Annotated in this window: 17 protein-coding genes and 5 pseudogenes; 8 read left to right on the top strand and 14 right to left on the bottom strand. The window is 58.5% G+C overall.

Features of this window, described 5'->3' with window-relative positions:
- Nucleotides 1-876 (top strand): nucleotidyl transferase AbiEii/AbiGii toxin family protein (locus NKH70_RS34070; RefSeq protein ID WP_353027325.1); only part of this gene is annotated, 876 nt, incomplete at its 5' end.
- Between the two features lie 58 nt (nucleotides 877-934).
- On the opposite strand, the gene NKH70_RS34065 is transcribed toward NKH70_RS34070, so the two are convergent.
- From NKH70_RS34065 to NKH70_RS34050, 4 genes are all read right to left on the bottom strand, one after another.
- Nucleotides 935-1,930: a hypothetical protein gene (locus tag NKH70_RS34065; RefSeq protein WP_353027324.1), complete on the bottom strand. Its 996-nt coding sequence runs from the start codon at nucleotides 1,928-1,930 to the stop codon at nucleotides 935-937.
- 535 nt (nucleotides 1,931-2,465) lie between these two features.
- Entirely contained in the window at nucleotides 2,466-2,972 is a 507-nt protein-coding gene (locus NKH70_RS34060; RefSeq protein ID WP_353027323.1) for a hypothetical protein, read from the bottom strand.
- A gap of 59 nt (nucleotides 2,973-3,031) precedes the next feature.
- Nucleotides 3,032-3,388: a DUF4238 domain-containing protein gene (locus NKH70_RS34055; protein WP_352458538.1), complete on the bottom strand. Its 357-nt coding sequence runs from the start codon at nucleotides 3,386-3,388 to the stop codon at nucleotides 3,032-3,034.
- Nucleotides 3,385-3,759, bottom strand: a complete 375-nt coding sequence (locus tag NKH70_RS34050) for a DUF4238 domain-containing protein (protein WP_353027322.1) — start codon at nucleotides 3,757-3,759, stop codon at nucleotides 3,385-3,387. Before NKH70_RS34050 ends, NKH70_RS34055 begins: the two co-directional genes overlap by 4 nt.
- A gap of 227 nt (nucleotides 3,760-3,986) precedes the next feature.
- On the opposite strand from NKH70_RS34050, the gene NKH70_RS34045 reads away from it, so the two are divergent.
- The gene (locus NKH70_RS34045; protein WP_352509341.1) at nucleotides 3,987-4,928 is read left to right on the top strand and encodes a restriction endonuclease; all 942 of its coding nucleotides are present in this window, start codon (nucleotides 3,987-3,989) and stop codon (nucleotides 4,926-4,928) included.
- A gap of 90 nt (nucleotides 4,929-5,018) precedes the next feature.
- Here NKH70_RS34045 and NKH70_RS34040 read toward each other — a convergent pair whose 3' ends face one another.
- Nucleotides 5,019-5,645: a hypothetical protein gene (locus NKH70_RS34040; RefSeq protein WP_353027321.1), complete on the bottom strand. Its 627-nt coding sequence runs from the start codon at nucleotides 5,643-5,645 to the stop codon at nucleotides 5,019-5,021.
- 381 nt (nucleotides 5,646-6,026) lie between these two features.
- Between NKH70_RS34040 and NKH70_RS34035 the strand changes: the two are divergent.
- Nucleotides 6,027-6,973 (top strand): annotated as a pseudogene (locus NKH70_RS34035) (IS110 family RNA-guided transposase); the annotation flags it as partial.
- A gap of 441 nt (nucleotides 6,974-7,414) precedes the next feature.
- On the opposite strand, the gene NKH70_RS34030 reads toward NKH70_RS34035, so the two are convergent.
- The gene (locus tag NKH70_RS34030) at nucleotides 7,415-8,572 is read right to left on the bottom strand and encodes a porin (protein WP_353027320.1); all 1,158 of its coding nucleotides are present in this window, start codon (nucleotides 8,570-8,572) and stop codon (nucleotides 7,415-7,417) included.
- A 161-nt stretch (nucleotides 8,573-8,733) separates the two neighbouring features.
- A complete protein-coding gene (locus tag NKH70_RS34025; protein ID WP_353027319.1) occupies nucleotides 8,734-9,099 on the bottom strand; it encodes a hypothetical protein in 366 nt (121 codons plus the stop codon).
- A gap of 517 nt (nucleotides 9,100-9,616) precedes the next feature.
- Here NKH70_RS34025 and hemN point away from each other — a divergent pair.
- On the top strand, nucleotides 9,617-10,957 hold the full coding sequence (hemN, locus tag NKH70_RS34020) for an oxygen-independent coproporphyrinogen III oxidase (RefSeq protein WP_353027318.1): 1,341 nt from the start codon (nucleotides 9,617-9,619) through the stop codon (nucleotides 10,955-10,957).
- 227 nt (nucleotides 10,958-11,184) lie between these two features.
- Here hemN and NKH70_RS34015 read toward each other — a convergent pair.
- Nucleotides 11,185-11,525, bottom strand: a pseudogene (locus NKH70_RS34015) (PIN domain-containing protein); the annotation flags it as partial.
- Nucleotides 11,526-12,259: 734 nt separating this feature from the next.
- Between NKH70_RS34015 and NKH70_RS34010 the strand changes: the two are divergent.
- Entirely contained in the window at nucleotides 12,260-12,946 is a 687-nt protein-coding gene (locus NKH70_RS34010; protein ID WP_352474847.1) for an isopentenyl transferase family protein, read from the top strand.
- Between the two features lie 166 nt (nucleotides 12,947-13,112).
- On the opposite strand, the gene NKH70_RS34005 is transcribed toward NKH70_RS34010, so the two are convergent.
- On the bottom strand, nucleotides 13,113-13,397 hold the full coding sequence (locus NKH70_RS34005) for a hypothetical protein (RefSeq protein ID WP_352452632.1): 285 nt from the start codon (nucleotides 13,395-13,397) through the stop codon (nucleotides 13,113-13,115).
- Between the two features lie 119 nt (nucleotides 13,398-13,516).
- On the opposite strand from NKH70_RS34005, the pseudogene NKH70_RS34000 reads away from it, so the two are divergent.
- Nucleotides 13,517-13,864 (top strand): annotated as a pseudogene (locus NKH70_RS34000) (transposase); the annotation flags it as partial.
- 25 nt (nucleotides 13,865-13,889) lie between these two features.
- Here NKH70_RS34000 and NKH70_RS33995 read toward each other — a convergent pair.
- The gene (locus NKH70_RS33995; protein WP_352469024.1) at nucleotides 13,890-14,852 is read right to left on the bottom strand and encodes an NUDIX hydrolase; all 963 of its coding nucleotides are present in this window, start codon (nucleotides 14,850-14,852) and stop codon (nucleotides 13,890-13,892) included.
- 239 nt (nucleotides 14,853-15,091) lie between these two features.
- Between NKH70_RS33995 and NKH70_RS35965 the strand changes: the two genes are divergently transcribed.
- A complete protein-coding gene (locus NKH70_RS35965; RefSeq protein WP_502902743.1) occupies nucleotides 15,092-15,220 on the top strand; it encodes a hypothetical protein in 129 nt (42 codons plus the stop codon).
- Between the two features lie 277 nt (nucleotides 15,221-15,497).
- Nucleotides 15,498-16,097: a cold-shock protein gene (locus NKH70_RS33985; RefSeq protein WP_353026675.1), complete on the top strand. Its 600-nt coding sequence runs from the start codon at nucleotides 15,498-15,500 to the stop codon at nucleotides 16,095-16,097.
- On the opposite strand, the pseudogene NKH70_RS33980 reads toward NKH70_RS33985, so the two are convergent.
- The 4 genes and pseudogenes from NKH70_RS33980 to NKH70_RS33965 form a co-directional block, all read right to left on the bottom strand.
- Nucleotides 16,072-16,533, bottom strand: a pseudogene (locus tag NKH70_RS33980) (ABC transporter ATP-binding protein); the annotation flags it as partial. The gene NKH70_RS33985 and the pseudogene NKH70_RS33980 overlap by 26 nt on opposite strands.
- A 32-nt stretch (nucleotides 16,534-16,565) precedes the next feature.
- Nucleotides 16,566-18,221, bottom strand: a complete 1,656-nt coding sequence (locus NKH70_RS33975; RefSeq protein WP_353027317.1) for an MFS transporter — start codon at nucleotides 18,219-18,221, stop codon at nucleotides 16,566-16,568.
- Nucleotides 18,222-18,516: 295 nt separating this feature from the next.
- Entirely contained in the window at nucleotides 18,517-18,714 is a 198-nt protein-coding gene (locus NKH70_RS33970) for a hypothetical protein (protein ID WP_353027316.1), read from the bottom strand.
- A gap of 1,040 nt (nucleotides 18,715-19,754) precedes the next feature.
- A pseudogene (locus NKH70_RS33965) lies at nucleotides 19,755-19,884 on the bottom strand (IS5/IS1182 family transposase); the annotation flags it as partial.

Here is a 19,884-nt window from a genome sequence, read left to right as displayed (position 1 = left end):
AACTTCGCTCGTAAGGGCGACCTTAAGAGCGCAGCCTCGCTACCGTGCCGTCCTCTCGCAAGGCGGCCTTCGCCGGAGGGTATCCTCTCCGTCGACATCGATCTCGTCTATCTGCCCATGGACGAGCGTGACGAAGCGCTTAAGAAGATTGCTGAAGCGCTCTCGCGCATTGCTGATGCGATCTCAAAGGCGATGCCCGATACGGAGATCATCAGATCGTACGAAGATCAGCGGGATGCCTTGCGTCTTTTCGTGACCCAAGGCGGCGATCGGATCAAGATCGAACTCTCCCCTGTGCTGCGCGGCTCAGTATTCCCCGAGGAGCTACGGGAGGTGTCGCCCGCAGTCGAAGAGCAATTCGGTTACGTCGAGATGCAGCTTCTTTCGATCCCCGATCTATATGCCGGAAAAATCTGCGCGGCGCTTGACCGCCAACATCCGCGTGATCTCTTCGATATCAAATTGCTGCTCGAGAATGAAGGGCTGACCGAAGATTTGGTGAAGACTTTTCTCGTCTACCTCATCAGTCACAACCGAACGATGGCTGAACTCCTACAACCAACCCGCAAGGACATTGCCGGCATCTACGAAGGAGAATTTCTGCGCATGTCGCAGATCGAGGTGAGCCTCGATGAATTGCTCGACGTTCGCGAGCGGCTGATCACCGGGCTAAATCAGGCATTGACCGACGATCAGCGAAAATTCCTGCTCTCCTTCAAAGCCCGTCGCCCGCAATGGGATCTGCTCGGCATTGAAGGGGCGGACAAGCTGCCCGCCGTTCGCTGGAAGCTGCACAATCTGGATCGCATGCCAGAAGAACGGCATCGCGGGGTGTATGAGAACTTGGAGCGGGTGTTCGGCCAGAAACGCAAATAAGCGACGCCGCGCAAGAATCAGGTGGATCCCGTCTCACCGACACGACATCAGGATGTCTTCAAGACGTGGAGGGGACTGCTCCATCTGGTGTGTCATCTCCCGCAGATTCCCGTGTCAGTTCGAGACGCGTGATTGTCAGTGTTCCGTCTTTTGACAGATAGACCGGAAGGATAACGGTGTTATCACTTTCGGTCACCACGTCTTCGATTACTCGGACATACTTGTCCTGCTCGCCGGGAAGGGAATTGGCCTCTCGGTCCCAAGCTGCGATGGCTCCTGCTAGCCAGTCTGCTGCCCGGATATAATGGTCGAACCACATTACTTCCTTGCCGGTGCTGCTATCCGGAATAGCGACTCCAGGTATGATGCCCGATGCATCTATGTCCAGAAGTCCAGCCAACCCAACAAAGTTATTGATTGCGTAGTCCCAAACGAGGCTATCGCAGTAATTGATCATGCTGTCACGGTCGCAGAACCAACTAATCATTTCCGGTTTGCGGTCGCGACACAATATCAACGAGATGATGGCAAGGTACAGGGCTAGCAGAGTGAGATCGGTGAAGAGCCCCACATTGAATGAATTGGCCTTCGTTTTTTGGATCGCAGCCTTGAATCTCCGGATCTGTTCGTCGCCTCGTTCCGCCGAGATGAGCGCCGCCACTGTCAGCGCCAAGCTCTCTTGGATGACGTCTCTCGGCTTCATGTCCCCATTACTATAGAAGGCCCGATCCTGCCTCATCGGTATCAGCATGTGAAAATGGCGCGAGTCCCGCAGCCAAGCCGCTGCATTGGCGCCAAGTGTCTTGCTGTCCTTTAAGTCTCTCGGGAGGTTCTGCCGAACCTCTTCGGCAAAGTCTGCGGGAAACAAATCGTACGGGATGATGCTGAAGGCGAAGCAGTCGCCTGGGCGGCTCTTGTCGCGTAGCGCGAAGTCCCCTGCAATGATCCACTTGGTAGTAGCTGGCTTCTTGGCAAGCCAACTACGGAATATCTTTAGGGCACTCTTGTCGAAAGTTTCGATGAAGCAGCTGGCAAACTCTGAGGGCTCGATCATGAGCGCTATGTAGCGAACGCCCGATGTTCAAGCTAGCTCTGTTTGCCAATGCTGATCGGCCCGATGGTCGGTCCGTTCGGTGTCGAGGCTTGTCGCAAGAGTGGCCGGTGACCTTCAAGAACGTTCATCTAGTGGCCAGATTTAACTCTCGCTCAATCATTTCCCTCGTTACCACGCGCGCACGATCTCGCTCCCGGTATGCCTTGGCAAATTCCTCGTCGCTCAGGCTCCCATCGCCATGCGCGCCAGGATGTACGTTTGCACAAAGGGTACAGTCCCAAAGGATTTCTTGACGAACTGAGCTCCAGGTGTATCGGCAATGAACCACGGTTGCCGGCCAAAATAGCCGAACTGCTTGGAAATGATCGCGCTAAATAATTGCAGTGACGAAAGAGCGTCTTCGCGCGGCGCCGCATAGGTATCCGCGTTGAAATGGATTCACCGGTTTCGCAGCTTAGCTAACTCCAGGAAATAATCGCCGACACCATCCGCAAAAACACCCCACTCGGAAAGCACGTTGACGGCAAATGGCCAGTCATCGAACGAGATATACGTTTTTGTAGTGAGGCGAGCTCTTGAAACTGCCCCGCAAGTCCAGAACCAAGTGATCGAGGATGCGCACACCCAACGCGCAAGCCGCAACGAGAGCCGGATAGTAGGCACCTACAACGAACGCCTGGCGAGCCTGATGATAGAAGCGATTATGGTACGCAACCAGGGACATTGGCTTTGCGCCGGGATCGACAATGTTTTGAACGTTTGCGTCCTGATTCCACGTGCCGTATTCGTCCTTTATGCGCGATATTGTCTTCTCGCGGTTCTCAGCATGCAGCGTCTTTGCTTCATCGTCCCACGTCTCGCCGGGCTCATGGAGGAGCATTGGAGTCGAGTCAAAATCGAATGAGTACGGGTGATACCGGCGCATCGCCCGATCGGCGACTCCCGCGTGATGGGTGTGACTATATACGCCTTGCGCCAAGTCTATGATTGTGATGCGGGTTTGAGGGTGATCTCCCACGGTGCTTCCCGAAATATAGATCATAACATACGCGCGTGGTGGGTAGGTGCGAAAGCACTCTTCAGGATTGCGTAGCAGCGGCCTCAAGCAGCCTTTTCGTCTACGGCGAACATTTCGGCGCTGACTTCATCCGGGTGACGGTGTGTGAACATATGCTCGACGACGTTACGCCAGTTGAGAATGTTCTGAACCTCACCCTTTCCAGGTACCGCATAATACTGGCAGTCGGGCTCAGAGTTCCGATTGTCCAGATGCAGAACGCGAGTCGGACTGAGCGGAAATATGACGCTCGTCTCCGCATCCTTGAGGCCGCGGAAACGCATGCTCGGATGCAGAACCGTCACCGGGCTGTCTGATGTGATGAAAACCGGTCTCTCCGAAGTTATGATGGACCACCTCATATTTAACAGCAACTCGGCCAGCGATGAGGCTTGGGTCAATTATCCAGCCACATGCGCTTTACATCATCTTCGCCTGCGTCCCGATACGCGGGCCATGATGCCTTATCCACGTCGTACTTTCGTCCGCCGATTTCCACCCTGTCAGGCGGTTCGCCGGCTGCCATGTAGAAGGATCGAAGATGCTGATAAATTTCAGCGGTCCGATTGAAGAAGGATGGATTGCGCAGGTACATAACCGCCGTCAGAAGAGCGATGCCCTCGCGCGTAACCTTGTTACTGAGATCGATATACCCCGTGCTGATTTCTGACCAGAACGGCATGCCAAAAAGCTGCTCAAGATTGCTGAGCTTCTGTTCGAGTTGGTAATTGCGCTGGCCGTTTTCGACGGGGGCATAAAGGTAAAATTTCACGGCGACCTTTGAGATAGATCACTTGAGGGGATCGCCGCCTGACTTCCCGAAAGTCCAAATTTTTCTCACAGCTACTATCGCAGGCGAACGCCCGCAAGTATGCCTTAGGGACGCAGTGATTGCGTTTATATTTTTGTTGGCTCATGACTTTAGGCTATCGATTCCTAGCCCTTTTATAGCACATCCTGAATGGCTGAATTGGGCTGAATTTGGGGACGGCATCACACATGCCAAAAATCTCGAAGCTAGTTCAGAGAATCCATTTTGAGGATTTCGGCGGACCCGAATTCGAACGATTGGTCTTTGCCTACCATGTCAGGGCCGGATGGACCGATGTCGCATGGTATGGGCAAGCCGGAGGCGATCATGGACGCGATATTGTCGGAGTTGAACGGCTGGACGATGGCCCGCCACGCCGGAGCGTTATCCAGTGCGTCAATCGCAGCAGTCTCACTCAGGCCAAGGCCGAGCATGACATTCAAAGGCTGCTGTCCTCTCCAACGAAATTCGAAGCTCTCAAATTTGTGACGCGGGGCGCCGTATCCGCTAGCCGCCGCGATGCCGTTCAGAAATTTGCCAAGGCGAACGGTATCGATAATTTGTCAATCTGGGGCGGCGCGGAGCTGGAGGAGCATTTGCGCTTGATCGGCGAAGACCTGCTGAAGCGATTTTGCGAGGGAGAGGAATTTCCTGACAAGGCTGCCGAACTGACGCGGTTTGCTGAGGACTTTGCGGGTCTGTCGGATATGGATGCTCTTGCTCAGATGGCCATCGTGTTTGATCGCCCGGCATTTCGCACGCCATTTCAGCAAGAGTGTTCGCTACACGCGTTTAGGCAGGCCATTGACGATACCATCTCCGCGCTGAATACGGGCATTTGGCGAACGCGCGAGGGCGACGAGATAAGGCGTATCCCCTCCCTCCATCATCTGCGGGATCGGCATAAAAAGACGAGCGTGAGTCGTTCCGTGCAACTGGTAGATCAATTGCGACGCGCTTTTGCGTCCGGTCTGCGTGACAAGACCATCAGGCCTTGCGGGTGCGGGAATCCGGATTGCCCCGTATTCACTGTCGACTCAGATGTCGCGGTCAGGTTGAACCAGATCCGATCCGGTGCCCTCGCGGCATTCAGGGATGCCTATCCGAAGTTTCACGTCGAAGTCGGATAAGGGGCGTCCGGTCGGCGCCCCTCTCTTCCGACCATTCAGGCTGCGAGTGCTTGCCCTCGCGTAGGCTCGTAGAGCATAGCGAAGAATTCATCAGCAAGATCGCAAGCTTAATTCCGGCAGTAGTGGATCCACAGAACCCACGAAGCTCGAGCCAGAGAATAACGACTTTCCCGGTATGCGGCGGGCGATTCCTTGATACGTTTTGAACATAGCTTTTGTCAGGGCGCTTCCGCTCTCGCCCATCACGTGGGCCTCGCTACGGCCGTCCAGAGATATGCAATCCCAGTTCAATTTGACGTACTTGGTGCGCTTGGAAATACGCAAGTTGGGAATGTCGCGGTTCCGGCATTCCCGGAACCAGTAATTGTTGGCATTGACATTACCGTTGCCGAATTCCACCCATATGTGCTCGGGCATTGAGGGCGACCTGAGGGTAGTCCCTGTGGAAACGACACCAAACATGTTGTTCCCAAGCGCGGCTAGTCGTGCGGCAATCTTTTCATCGTCAACCTTCGCCAGAATAGGACGATGCCGGGTGCAGGTCATGATCGCCGCCAGCAGAGCTGCGTGCGTGTCATATCCGACGCCAAATGCAAGCGCTTCGGTGAGGTGCGCAGAATTCCCCCCCCCGGCATTGCCTTGCGCAACTCGGATTTCACAAAATCGATATTGTCGAGGGTTAGCAGAATAGAGGCCATGTGACCGTTCCTTTTTCATGATCGTCTGTCGCCAATTACGAGACGACCCAAAGGATCGATTCACGTTTGCAGGTAGTCCATGTCCACTTTGACCTGGCGACAGGTCTGGCAGGAATCGCCGCATGAAGGTTATCCATGTCGATCGGATCGCGCAATCTGAAATGGATTAACCGTTCGCACGCCCACCGGCCGATCTGAAGGGACGAACAGCCTCCACTAGCCCAAATACGTTCAGGGTCCGGACGTTTACACAGGCAACGGGACGATTGCGGCCCGTAATCGGCAGGTCGCTCCTTCATCTTTCACGTCCGCATCGCGCTTCTCGCCGGCTTGCTAAAAAATCTCCTGTGAAACAACACAGGAGGCAGCTGATGGAATTCTTTGTGGGCTGGACGTGTTGATGGACGAGACGGCGGTGTGCGTCGTGGACGGGGAGGGCGCGGTGCATCTGCAGGCGGTGGTGACCGATCCCGAGGCGATCCTCGAGATCCTCAAACCGTACCTGGGGCGCCTGCGCCGCGTCGGCCAAGAGGCAGGATCGCTGTCGCCCTGGCTGCATCCCGAGCTCAAGAAACTCGGCCTGCCGGCGATCTGCCTGGAGACGGTGCATGTGCGCGCCGCGATGGCGGCGCAGGGCAACAAAACCGACAAGGCCGATGCGCTGGGGCATCGCCCATCTGATGCGCACCGGCTGGTTCCGCCAGGCCTACATCAAGTCGCAAAGCTGCTACCGGACGAAGCTTCTCTTGACCCACCGGCGCAACCTGAAGGCCAAGTTCCTCGACCTGGAAAACGCCATCCGGCACTCACTGAAGGCGTTCGGCATCCGCCTGAGCAAGGTCGGATGCGGCGCTTTCGAGCAGGCGGTGCGCGCCGCCGTTGCGGACAATCCGCTGTCGGCCGAACTGATCGACGCCATGCTGACGGCGCTCCGCGCTGTGGAAACAGTACTGTCGGCTGCACGATCTCGTCGTCAGGATGGTCGCGAAGAGCGAGCCATGCAGGCGCTTCATGGCGATCCCCGGCGTCGGCCCGGTGATGGCGCTCTCGTTCATGACGGCAATCGACGACCCGTCGCGCTTCCGCCGCTCGCGCGACGTCGCCGCCTACTTCGGGCTGACGTCGCGACGCTGGCAATCCGGCTCAACGATCGACATTCAGGGGCGCATCTCGAAAGTCGGCGATGCGGACGTACGGCGCGCGCTCTACGAGTCGGCGTCAGGCCTGATGACGCGCTTCAAGGGCTCCGACAAGGTCAAGAGCTGGGGCCAGGCGATCGCCAAACGCTGCTACCGCAAGGCCTGCGTCGCGGTGGCGCGCAAGCTGGCGGTGATCATGCACGCGATCTAGACCGACGGGACCTTCTATATCGGCGATCCGGCCGCGGGCCAGGCCGACGCCGTAGCGCCCGAATTTCCGCGGGGATGGGTGAACGGAGGCGATCCATTTGCGATTTCCAGTGCGTCGGGCCGCACCCCCACAATCGCTCAACAAGTTGAACACGTCCTGACCCGACTGGGACTTCAAGTTCGGACGTGAAACCTGGCCGGGTACTGCTGGATGGCAGGGTCCGTCAAGCGGGCGGAAGGATGAGGAAATGAAAGAGCTGCAGATCAAAACACATAATCGAGCGATGAATATCGCCGGCGCGATCATCCGGACCAGATCTGATTGAAACATCGTCCGGCCCCGAGATCGATGCTCCAATCTTGTATAGCTTCCATGCGACGTTCTCTTGGAGTGTTGCGGGATTGGTCCGCTCAACCGGAGCTCAACCCTTTCATCGCGTTAGAATGAGCGTTCGAAACGCAGGATTCCGCCGACACTGCTCTTCTTGTTGGCGTTGGTCCAGTTCACGTTGGAAGCGTCCACCTTGCCGACGGCGAAGTTGCCGTAGCGGCCATAGTCGAGTTCCGCCGTAACTGTGAAATCTGGAAGAAACGCATAGGCGACGTTTGCAGCGACACCATGGTTCTTGAGCTGATCACCGGAGAGCTGAAGGTTGAACGAAGTTGTCTCGTTGAGCTTGTAAGTGGCGCCAGCCCAGAAAGCCCAGTTCCCGCCCCAACTCTTATAGAAGCCGCGACCATGAGCGTCGATGGCGTTCGTGGAGTCGTCGTTGAGCTTGCCGTTGGAACCGTAGCCGAGCATTCCGAACAGCAACAGTTCGTTGGTGACGTTGATGTCGACACGGACCTTGCCGGCCACCGATTCGTAGTTGCTATCATAAGCGGCAACGCCGGTGATCGCGCCCCAGCCATGTGTGTATTTCAAGCCGCCGACTACTTGCGGTGCGTAGCTGTCGATTGTGCCGACCACGCCCGAGCCTTCTTCGAGCGAAACCACGGCCGAAAAGCCGTTCCCGGCGTCGAAGTAGTACTGAACCACATTGGTATCGAAAGCGCCGTACGGAACCGGCGTCTGGTTGAGTACGTCACCCGCGCCGCCAATAAACATGTCGAAGGCCGACCAGTCCTTACCAACTCGGAGGCCACCAAGCTGAATCCAGGCGAAAGTCAAGGTGCTGTCTCCGTTGAAGGCATAGGACCGAGAACTGTCCGAAACCGAAGTGTGGCGGTTGCCGAAGTTCATGCGGGTTTCGGTGTAGGTCTTCAACGTGCCGAGTTCGGTCTCCTGGCCGGTCCAAGTTTTCAATGTGAAGCGCGTGTTGTTTTGCCATGTGCCCTGATGCTCACCAGTCCTCACATCCGAGGTTCTTGCGTGATCAACCAATCCGACATGGCCCAAGCCGACGTCGTAACGGACATAGCCGCCGATGCGCACGCAGGTCTCAGTGCCTGAAATGTAGACGTAGCCCGAGCCGTAGACGTCGCAGACTTTAACGTACTCAGTCGGGTCAGGCTCGGCAACGGCGGTCACGGCGCGAGCGTCGGAAACGGCAATCAGTGCCGCAGTTGAGCCGAGGAGGAGGCTCCTAATGTTCATTGTTGATCTCCGTTCAAAGAGTAAAAGGAATGGACGTCAGTGATGAACTCTTGCTAAGGAAACAGTCGATAACGATGCGCATTGAGTTGAATTTGAGCAGTTTGATGCGCTCGTCACGCCAGATATTCATCAGAAATTGAGAATATGATTGGGCGTTATTGTTACAAATATGCGATTGTTATTATAAATATAATAATCGCCGAAACGACGCCATCCAACATTTCTGTACAAATCATCCCCGTCATCTCCGCTAGTTGTGGGCGGGCCGTCACAAAGGCTTCTACTGCAAATGACGTGCCATCCTGACCACGCAGCTGCGGCTTGAAGCTCAAGTGTGCCGGCGGACCTTGGTTCGCTCTTCCTTCCTTTTTGCCTTGCGGATCAACCAAAGCACGAACGGCAAACGTTTCGGCTACGGTTCGTCTGTTCGCTTCGCGACAGTTTCGTTCAATGGCGACAGCTTTGTTTGCTGTGAGCCCCGACGTTGAGACATCATGCGGCGGCACCGCTCGGTACGACGCCGTCATTTTGGCGAGCGCGATGATCGGTAATCACGCGCTGACGCGCAGCCTTGCCTCCACCACGGAGTCAGTAGGCGCGCCGGCCTTGGCATTGCGGCCGACCTGACGGTCGCGTCGAGCAGCCTCTCGTCCTGATAGACGGCGCGCCACAGCTAATGCTTCTTGCCAGCAATTCACACAACGAGCTCATCGAGATGCCAGAGATCACTATGGGGCTGCGCTAGCTGGCGAGCAAAGTCTGATCCCAACGCCGTGTTATCTCGTTGGATGCGGCAGCCGCGCTCAGCAGAATCTACTCGACCAGGCACAGCCTGAAGGGAAGGGATGGTGGAACCAAACGGTGCGCGTGAGGGTCGCGGCGGGAACAGCCATGGCCAGTCGCTGACCGTCCAGCCAAGACTGAACGGCCGCTATTGCTGAGAAATACAAGTTTCGAGCCCAAAGCGGAACGGACTGACATAGCGCAAAGACACAGGCGAGCGCAGCGGTAAGGTTGGCGGTTATCAGCATGGGACGGTAACTGTTGCAGACCACAAAATATCGCGAGGCCGGCCTGCCTTGGTACACTATCTATCCGACTGTGTCAGAGTTCTCTGGGGCGGTCGGCGCCGAGGCTTATGAGGAATGGCTCAGGAACCTGCCGGCTGACGATCCGGTGTCGCTCTATTTCCACGTTCCGTTCTGCCGATCAGCTTGCTGGTATTGTGGCTTCCTCACCACCATCACCCGCCATGATGCGCCGATCCTCAACTATCTGGCGGCCCTGCGTGACGAGATCCGTTTGGTCTCGGAGCGAGCGCCGCAGACGCTGCCCGTGAGCGACATGCATTTCGGCGGCGGAACGCCGTCTCTCATAGGACCAGCCGAGTTCCTGGCTCTGATGGAGTTCCTGCGACGCCGCTTCGCTCTCACGAAAACAGCTACGGTTGCCGTCGAGATTGATCCGCGCACGTTCACGGCCGAGATGGCCGAGGCCTTAGGAGCAGCCGGCGTGAACCGTGTGAGTCTCGGCGTGCAGAGCTTCGATCCCATTGTTCAAAAAGCAATCAACCGGGTTCAGAGTGAGGCGCAGACGTCGGCTGCCGTGGAAATGCTGCGCCGGCATGGAGTAAGCCGCATCAACTTCGACCTCATCTTCGGTCTCCCGCATCAAACGGTGCAGTCCTGCGTCGAGACCGCGAGGGCGGCGGTCGCAATGCGCCCCGACCGGCTTGCGGTGTTCGGCTATGCGCACATCCCGTCGCTTGTAAAGAATCAGCGCCTCATCGAGGAGGCAGTTCTTCCGGGCAGCGCTGCCCGCGCCGAACAGTATGCGGCCGTGGCCGCGACGCTGATTGCCGCCGGCTACCGCGAGATCGGGCTCGACCATTTCGCCTTGCCGGACGACGAGCTCGCGCTGGCACAGAAAACGGGTCGCCTGCGGCGTAACTCGCTGGGCTACTCGGCCACCACCTGCAGAACCCTGATCGGTTTCGGCGCGTCGGCTATCGGCCGCGTCGGCGAGGGGTACGTCCAAAACGAAGTTACACGGGATTCCTACATCCAGCACATCGCAGCTGGCCGTCTGGCGACGTCAAAGGGCTATCGCCTCACCGACGACGACCGCGTGCGAGCCGCAATTATCGAGCGACTAATGTGCGATCTCGAGGCCGATGTGCAGGCAATCTGTGCCGCCCACGGATCTGATCCGATCCGTCTTCTCGATTCAGCTGAACGCTTGGCGATGCTGGCCGAGGACGGGATAGTGGACTTCGAAAACGGTTTTGTCCGCGTGCGGCGGGAGCATCGCTTTGTAATTCGCGCTGTCGCTGCCGCGTTCGATGCTTTTCTCGATCGGGATGGACGTAAGCATAGCCACAGGTGAGGGCAAGCATCCAACCGGAAGCTAAACTCGACGCCCTTGGCTGAGGCCTGTCATGAAGCGCGCGTCAAGGATGCGAAAAGCAGAGCTGATCCGCCTATTTCATCTCATCTTCAATGACATCGACCTCGTGGCTGCCACCGAGGCGTTTCCATATTGATCGTGGTAGGTGCGGGGCATCTGGGTGGTTCGCCGTCAGCGCATGAATATCCCCGCCATGTGATGGATCAGGAAATCGCGGTGGCTGCAATCAGCCCGTCCATCGATGACAGACCGCGGCCACGCCGCTTCGCGAGGCCCGTCAGGTCGCCCCAGGCCAGGGCAACCAGTTCGTCCACGGGCAGGACTCTCGGCTCGAAGCGCTGCGGCAGGTCCCGGGCGAGCCATCCGGCCAGTGCGTCACGTTTCCGACCTTTGTCCATGAGGGCAGCGCCGCGCCGGATCTCGGCGATCGACACAACGCTGATAAATGAGCGGTCTTCATCGAGCCCGTCATCCATTCCAGCACGCGCGCGTCAGGGCTCGGCCTCGTCACCTCGGAGAGGCCATTAGTGTCGAGCAAGAGCCTCACAATGGCAGACCATGCGGTTCATCGCGTAGCCGCTCGATGTCCAGTTCGGCGTTGCGCAGCGGCGATGCGCAGCGAGTGCCCAGAAAACAGCAGCCAGCTCCCCTTCCGGAAGATCGGAGGGGACGCCACGCAAAAAGCGCCAAATCCTTGGCGCCGGCGGTCTGTGTGTTTGCGCGCTGGCGGCTTTGGTGTACTCCTGTGCCGTTTCGACGAGGCTTCCAGCCGGACCGGCAGGGGAGGAGGCTTTGGCGGCGCGGCCGGCACACGGCCCACCTCGAAGACGAGATCGACGATGTCGGGCAGATCCTCGGTCGCCTCACAAATCGGTGAGGTCGTCGGGACACCGTCTTCCACTTTTGTTGATCAGCCGCCTTCCTGGCCATGTTCCGAGACAATAAGGCGCCCGTGCGCCGCCGCCTCGATTAACCCAAGACGCGCAACGATCTTTTGCCGGAGACAACGAGGTCACCATCCTGCGGTGCCGCGTTGCGTCACAGTCGGCATGAGATGTGCAAAGTGGACCGTCGTCAAACGTCAAACAGAGGCGTTGGTGACTGGACTGAACGACCAGAACGGGCTGCTTGCGCCCTTTCGGACTTCACAAAGTTCGAAAATGGCGTCGTTTCAGGGCATAATCGCCGCTTGTCAAAATGTTTGCGACAAGTCCGGTGAAAGCCTACCGAGTATCTTGTGCTTGGGGGGCGGTTAGTTCCGATAAACTAAGCGGCATACACATGCTGATCTATTTGATTTACGGGCCGACCTGCAGCGGCAAAACCGACGCGGCAATCCAAATTGCACGAGAGACCGGATGGCCGGTCATTGCGCTGGATCGTGTACAATGCTGTCCTCAAATCGCCACCGGCAGCGGGCGTCCCTCGGATTCCGAACTGCAATCTACCCAGCGGATCTACTTGGATTCGCGCCCGCTAACCGCAGGCATCATCGACGCCGAGACCGCCCATCGTAAGCTGATAATGCAAGTGGATGAGCGTAGTTCCCAGCCGGGGCTCATCCTCGAAGGCGGTTCGATCTCCCTTCTCAATTTAATGGCGCGAAGTCAGCATTGGGATGGCGCTTTTCGGTGGCATGTAAGGCGGTTGCGGCTCGGCAACTCGGACGCCTTTCTGGAGAGAGCCAAGCGTCGGGTCACAGACATGTTTGTCACAAGAGAAGGACAACCTTCATTGCTGCAGGAACTTGCGGATCAGTGGAAGGAAGATGCAGTCCGTCCCACTTTGGAAGACGTTGACGGATATCGTTGCGCCATTCATTTTGCGAGAGAGCACAGCTTGGCAATCAGCGAAATGCCGTGCCTTCGCAAAGAGCTCCAACAAGATCTTGTAGAGGCGATTGCGAGAGAATATCTCGAATATGCGCGTTGGCAAGAACGCGACTTTCCAGAATGGCAAACTGAGTGAGCAAGCCTCCCCGGACCTCGCCTGCGATGCGGGCACGGTAGCTCCTAAGAATTGCGCTAAGTGGTTTGCTGAAGCAAGCTAGTGCCAGGCGACATTAGGTCCGTGTGGCAGCGGAAGGATTGCTTTCGCCACGGTGACTGCGGAGGAGGCGACATGGCTGCACTGCTCATTTCAGGCATGGGACGGAATGTACCGATGACAAAGTGCTGCGCGCTTCGTAGCGACCGCTACCGTGGCTGACTCGCGAACTACTATCCGCCAGCCCAGTCTGTGGCGTCGTCTCGGCTTTCATCGCCACCGCCTTCGCCCATGAAACGCCCGAGGCCGCAAGCGTCGCCGTGGCAGTGCGGCACCCGGCAAGATGGGTGGTCATCGGCCCTATCTGATCGACGGGGAGCACCGTGCTTTCGTCCTGGGCGAGGTTGAGCGAGATGCCAACATGACGCTTCATCAATTGACGGCGGCACTGGCTGAACGTGGTCTCCTGCGAGCGTCGGTCGCTTCCTGCACCGCGAGGGCAAGAGCTTCAAAAAAACCGTTCTGCCGGCCGAGCCGCTCAAGCCAAAGCTGATGCGCGGGCGTGCGCAATGGATGCGCTATCAGACCCGCATTGACCCTACGCGCCTGGTCTCCCTGGATGAAACATGGGTCAAGACCAACATGGCGCCGTTGCGCGGCTGGGGTGTGCGCGGCAAGCGGCTGATGGCCCACGCACCATATGGCCATTGGAAGACGATGACCTTCATCACCGCGCTGCGGCATGATCGGGTGGAGGCGCCTTGGGTCATTGACGGACCCATCAATACGCAGGCCTTTCGCGTCTATGTCGAAACCGAACTCAACAAAACACTGAAGCCGGGCGACATCGTCATTCTCGACAATCCCGGCTCTCACAAGGGCCAAGCCGTCCGCGACATCGTCAGGGCTGCTGGCGCAAGGCGGGTCAAGCCCGCGAGAGCGGCAATTTTGTTCCGGCTATCACCCTCTCGTCGAGAACGGCGTGACGGAAGCGATAAAGTTGCGCCGGCCGGCCGCCGGTTTCCGCGGTTGTCTCACCGGTCTCCTCGACCAGCTCCTGCTGCTCGATCAGCCGGCGAAAGTTCGGCTTACGCACGAGCCTGCCGGCAAGCGCCTCTACGGTGCGCTGCAGCTGCAAAAGCGTGAAGACCGGCGGCATCAGTTCGAATACGACCGGCCGGTATTTGATCTTGGAGCGCAGCCGCGCAATGCCGGTCGCCAGGATGCGACGATGATCGGCGATCATCGATCTGCCCGACACCGAGGTGGGCGCAGCGGAATGTCCGGCGCGTATTGCTTCCTCCACCAGGGCGGCTTCGTAGAGCAGCTCATAACGTTGAAGCGCGAGTTCCTCGTTCCAATGGCGGTCGTCAAAGCCGAAGGCGATCGCCGCCCGCCGTCGTCGGTCGAGGCGTGTCGTACCGTCGTCAGTGCCATCCGCCCATTCCATCAGGCGCGGCCGCAATTCGTCCAACACGACCGCCGGTGTGCCGGAGCGGTGATCCTCCCACGGGAAATAGTCGTACCAGCTTCCCCAGTGTCGCCCGGCCGGGTCGCCAGCTTCGTCTTGGTGGGTGAGCGCCAGATAGCTGATAGAGACCACGCGGTCGTCAGCGCCAACCCTGTCGCGATCGGCGAAGGTGTAGAGCTGTTCGATATAGCCGAGCGGCTGGCCGGTCTGTTGTTCCACCCATCCCCTGAGGCCCGACTGCAGCGAACGGTGAGCAAGCTCGAACGGGCCGGAGGGGAGGGCGTTTGCCTGCGGGATGGTCAGAACGCAGGGGGCGCTGCTGTCCATGGCGACCACAACGGCGATCAAGTCCGCATTGACGTCGTTGGCCTTGCCTCCAGCTCCGCCTTTCCTAATCCCTTTTGCGCGATCGTCCATGGTCCCCGACGTCGTTGAGCACAGCCCTGCCGCGTAGGCGGCTGAACCGATTGAATTCCGTTTTTGTCTGATAATTGTCGGCGCGTCAACACCACCCGTCGTGGCGATTTTAGCTCTTCGCAGCTGCACAAAAAGTGCCAACGCGACATCCGTGCTTGGGGAAGGAGGCCCATTGAGTGCGCCGATTCAAAGCTCGTCGATCGACATTGCGACGTTGTTCTCGTCGGCGACAGCGCGGCATGGTTCTCCACGGCTTGGCGTCGACGCTGGGCGTGACGCTGGAGATGATGATCATGCACGGTCAGGCCTGCCCCGTGGCCTGGAGCCGGCGCAAATGGTCGTCGACCCGGCCGTTCGGTTCCTTTTGAAGAAACCCGGAGCCAGGCTTTCCGCAATGCCTGATAAAGCCCTTCCAGCGCGCCCGCGCCAGCGTCATCGCACTCTCGCTCCAACACAACCTATGCGAGTCAGTAAATCGACTCGCCGGCACTATTGTTTCAGGGGAAATGAATCTAGGTTCAAAGGGTTCGGCCGATAGGCCGGGCACAGCTGCGGTCTTCACGGCCTTTTTGACATAAACGCGTCGCCCGATTGAGATTATCTTGACGGTAGCGCAGTGCGCCATCCATGCCAGTCGAGATGATCATGGGCAAATATCGAGACCATCGCGAGCCACGCCGGCATCGCTATGACGATGACCCCGTTTCCTTTTCGGAACGGACTTCCGAGCCAAGCTATTTTCAGCGCCCGCCGACCGTGACGGCAGATCCTGTCGATGCGGAGGTACTGTGGTTCACAGTCAGCAAGGGTTTTGGCTTCGTCAAACTGTCGGACGGCACGGAGGCCTATCTGCACGTGCGAGTGTTAGAGGCGGCCGGAAGCCGGGATGTTGCCGCGGGAACGACTCTCAAGATCACGGTCGAAAAAAGTCCAAAAGGTCATCAAGTCGCGCAGGTGCTGGAGATCGGCGATCACCGCGCAAAAAATCCGTCACATACGCGCGTCGCTGGAGGGACCTTCGTTGAAACCGGTGCGCAGCTGGAGAGCGGGGGCACGGTCAAGTGGTACAAACCCGAAAAGGGCTTCGGCTTCATTGCTCCTGACACCGGTGAGAAGGACGTCTTCGTTCATGCCAGCGCCCTGACGCGCTCAGGGCTCAGCGTGCTGGTGGCGGGACAGAAGGTGTTTGTCGAATGCGGGCAAGGCAAGAAAGGCTGGGAAGTCCGGAGCATTCGCCTTGCCTAGACGGCGAGGCATTGCTCGCCTCGAAGGAGATGCCGGAGAGCGTCGGGCGGCCGCCCGAGCCCGCGTAGCAGAAACCGACATTGTCGAAGCGCAGCACGCCGTCGGTGACGACGAGATCCCTGGCGCCCGCCGCGTCCTCGATGTCAAGTTCTGCGTCGAGCAACTCGAACAGCCGCGTGCCGCAGGTCGAGGCGCGCGCGAACGAGTTGACCCTCAATCCGAGCTGGCGCACCGGCATCTGCAGAATGGTCATGAAGGTGAGCAACAGGGCCAGCGTGCCGACGCTGATTTGACCTGCGATCACTTTCTGGCCACCGAATCAAGGCGCGTCCTGCTTGGCGCGGTCGAACTTTTCCAGCTCGTGCGGCTGCGCGGCGAAGGCACGCACGACACGGATGCCGCCGAGATTCTCATCCATCACCCGGATCTTTAACGATCGCTGATGCCCAGATATGGGAAGGTCAGGCTTCAATGACGGGGAAGGTGAAGGATTGACTGGTCGGGTTTCCGGGCCGAGCTTGTCGGCCGCTCAATCGAAAGCGTCATTTGAGGCGCTTCTTCTCCCGCGTGTAACTGGAAGACACGCTCGTCCAGTTCCTTGTCTACTTCCGTGAGACGATGATTGAGGCGAAGGTAGTCGGTCCAGGTCGGCGTGCGGAACGTTTCTGTCCACTGCATAGGCTTCTGAAGGTTGCGCTGGAGCGTCCAGTTCCGAGCACCGACGCGGCTGTGTACATGACGCCGCTGCCGCAGGAGGTCGAGGAAGGCCTCGACATTTCTCTCGGCTATCAGATATTCGATCTTGACCACGATCGGGCCGCTTCTCGGCTTCAAACTGAGAGCGACAGCTGGGGCGTCGAATTCCTCCAAAGGATCGGGCTCGGACTCGCGGCGCTCGCGAAGAGGAAACAGAACGCCGGCTGCAGCGACGATCAGAAGGGCTACAGCGGAACCCTCGAGCGCCCAGGTCAGCGAATGGTTCTGGGAAACCGTGCCCCATACCCAGCTGCCGGCCGCGATGCCGCCGTCTATCAATGCGTAGTAGATCGAGATTGTGCGACCCACGACCCAGCGCGGGCTCGCCAGCTGCACGCTCACGCCAACCCCCGACCAGGCGGTGACCCAACCGGCGCCGCCCAGGGCGAGTGCAATTGCCGCCACAGCGATCGAAGAGGTCAGAGCCAGGGAGAGGGAGCACGCCGCGCAGGCGAGGCAGGAGAGCCTCATCAGCCTTTCTTGCGACAAGCTCCGTCTGAACAGGCTGTTGGAGAGGCCGGCGAAGACGGCACCGGTCCCGAAGCCAGCCATGAGCGCGCCATAGGCGAGCGGACCTCCTCCCAGCTGGTCGCGGACAACCACCGGCAGCAGCGCGAGTATGGCGATGCTCGCCAAGCCAAAGAGGGTTCCGCGCGCGATCGCTGCCTTGATTTCCGATGACATCGCCGTGAAGCGCAGTCCGTCATAGATCGCCGTCCTCATCAACTCGCGTGGAAGAGGGGACGAGCGAACCTTCCACTTGCAGCGCCAAATAGTGACCAAGGGTACGAAATAGGTGAGCGTGGTCACGGCGAATGCCGCCATGAGGCCGAATGAGGCAACCACAATGCCGCCGAGAGCCGGGCCCACGGTCCTTACAGTGTTGAAACCGACGGAGAGCAAGGTGACGGCCGCGGGAACATCGCGTCGGTCCACGATATCGCCGACAGACGCTTGCCAGGCCGGATCATTGAGAGCACCGCCGCTTGCGATCAAGAAGCTGAAGCCAAGGATCATCCACGGACTAACAAAGCCCAGCGCCACGGACGCGGTCAGCATCGCGGACGCAATCACCATAAGGCACCGACCGGCGAACATGACCCGGCGCCGGCTGAAATTGTCGGCGAGAGCCCCGGCGAAGACGGACAAGACGAAAGCGGGCAGGTTCGATGATGCCTGCACCAGCGCAACCATCAGATCCGAAGTCGAGATCGTTGCCATCAGCCAGCTGATGGCGACAGTCTGCATCAGCCAGCCGAGACTCGAAACCTGCGTGGCGAGCCAGATCGAACGAAAGGTGGGCTGCAAAAGTGGCCCAAAGGTCGTTGGTGCAGCCAAATCTTCGTTTAATCCAGCCACCCTACTCATTTTGCGACCCTTTGCTTTCCGTTATTGTCGTTTCCCATGTAATCTAGGCTGAACCGTGGCGGCTAGAAGAATAGAGAGAAACTGTTTGCCTTGCGGCACAGTTCCTCGTGATTAAGGGTTGCGGCCGAGACGCATGCCCGAGCCGGCTCACCCCGCCTTCGAAGACATCACTGGGTGGAGCCCGGATCTTGCTTGTCGTTTGACGCAGCATGCTTCATCAACGGGCACTTTGCCGAGCGATGCCTTTTCGCGAAACGCGACGATGTTCTTTCGTCGGAACTCTCTCCAACGGCGTTCAATGCGCTGAGTCTGGCTTGGGGCGAGGTGAGGGCTTGCAGATCTTAGACAGGATTGATTCCTGATAAACGCAGACGGTTGCCGGGCCGCGATCGAAGAGGCGCGCGCCTTGCTGCTTCAGCTTGAACAAAAGTCTGACGCGCTCACACATGCCATCGATGACTTTCTGCTCGATCGTGATGAGGCTGGCTTTCATTGTTGAATGTTATGGACACGGCTTTGAACTTTTGGCGCGAACGCTTGCCCGTAGAAGACTGGCAAAGGTCAGGCTTTTGTCGGGGCGGTGGACTCCGCCAGGGGAGAAATGACACCCAAAGCCGGATGGCTGACGCGACGGTCGCCCCGCGTTCCGCACAGTGACGAAGGTAACGGTACGGCTCTTCGGCAGATGGCGCATCCTCATGGTAGCGTCTGGCCGTTCCCTCTGATGCCTCGGCCTCCCACACCTATCCGAACAGGCCCGATCCTGGAGGGTCCTCGAAGTGGGCATGAGGGCGATAGGCCGCGTGGTTGGGGTACCAAGCGTAGGCGCGGTATTGGGCTGGAAATTGGCGACGCGCGACGAAGAAGTCCGAGATCAACTCGTGCAATGGCAATTCCTAACACCGTGGACGTGTTGGAGCAGCCTCATCCTCCTAGTCAGGAACGTCATCAAGGTTATAGGATTGATGCGCGGCGAACCCTCGGAACTCAGGATCATGTTGACATCGCTGTTCGACAGAGCCGACTTCGCGCAAGGAAGCCACATCGTTTCGGAATTGCTTATCGCATGGTCTATCGTCGGCCTAGTCACACCCTTGGCGCGGCGAGGAAGCGGCGGTCGTCGGCGTGATGCATGACGGGAGTCGGCGGCGCCTCACCATAGGCGAAATGCAGGAACCAAAGGAAAGGACCACCTGCATGGAATTGCGAACCGCCCTCGGCGTCTGAGCCGCGACCCTTGCCAACGATCACTCAACCCGCGACGTAGAGCTTCAACCCAGCCTTGGACACGCGAACCGCGCTACCATCGTTGCAGAGGAGCCGTCCACCAGATGGTTGCACTTGTAGTCCGCACGCCTTTGGTCGACATAGCGGACTGGCTCTGGCCACCGGCAAGGTTGAAGAGTGTTCCGTTGTTGCAGTCGTACTTGGCCTACGTGAACCAGATGCCTGAGCACGCGGTCGCGTTTCAGGGTTGATCTACTCGTAAAAAGGAATTGTCTTAGAGCCTGAATCAAAAAGAGTGTTTTGATATCAACTTCTTGCGAGCCTGCGGGTGAGCAGGCGAATGTGAGCGACTATATCCAGGCTTCTGCGGAAGCGAGGGATTTCTCCCAGTCCTTGGCCAGCCTGCGGCATCGCCCCAGCCATGCGAATGTGCGCT

This window comes from Mesorhizobium sp. M0991, from assembly GCF_040318915.1.
In the GTDB taxonomy this organism is placed as follows: Bacteria; Pseudomonadota; Alphaproteobacteria; order Rhizobiales; family Rhizobiaceae; genus Mesorhizobium.
The sequence above is the reverse complement of the archived record's forward strand: the minus strand, read 5'-3'. Positions and strand labels throughout refer to the sequence as shown.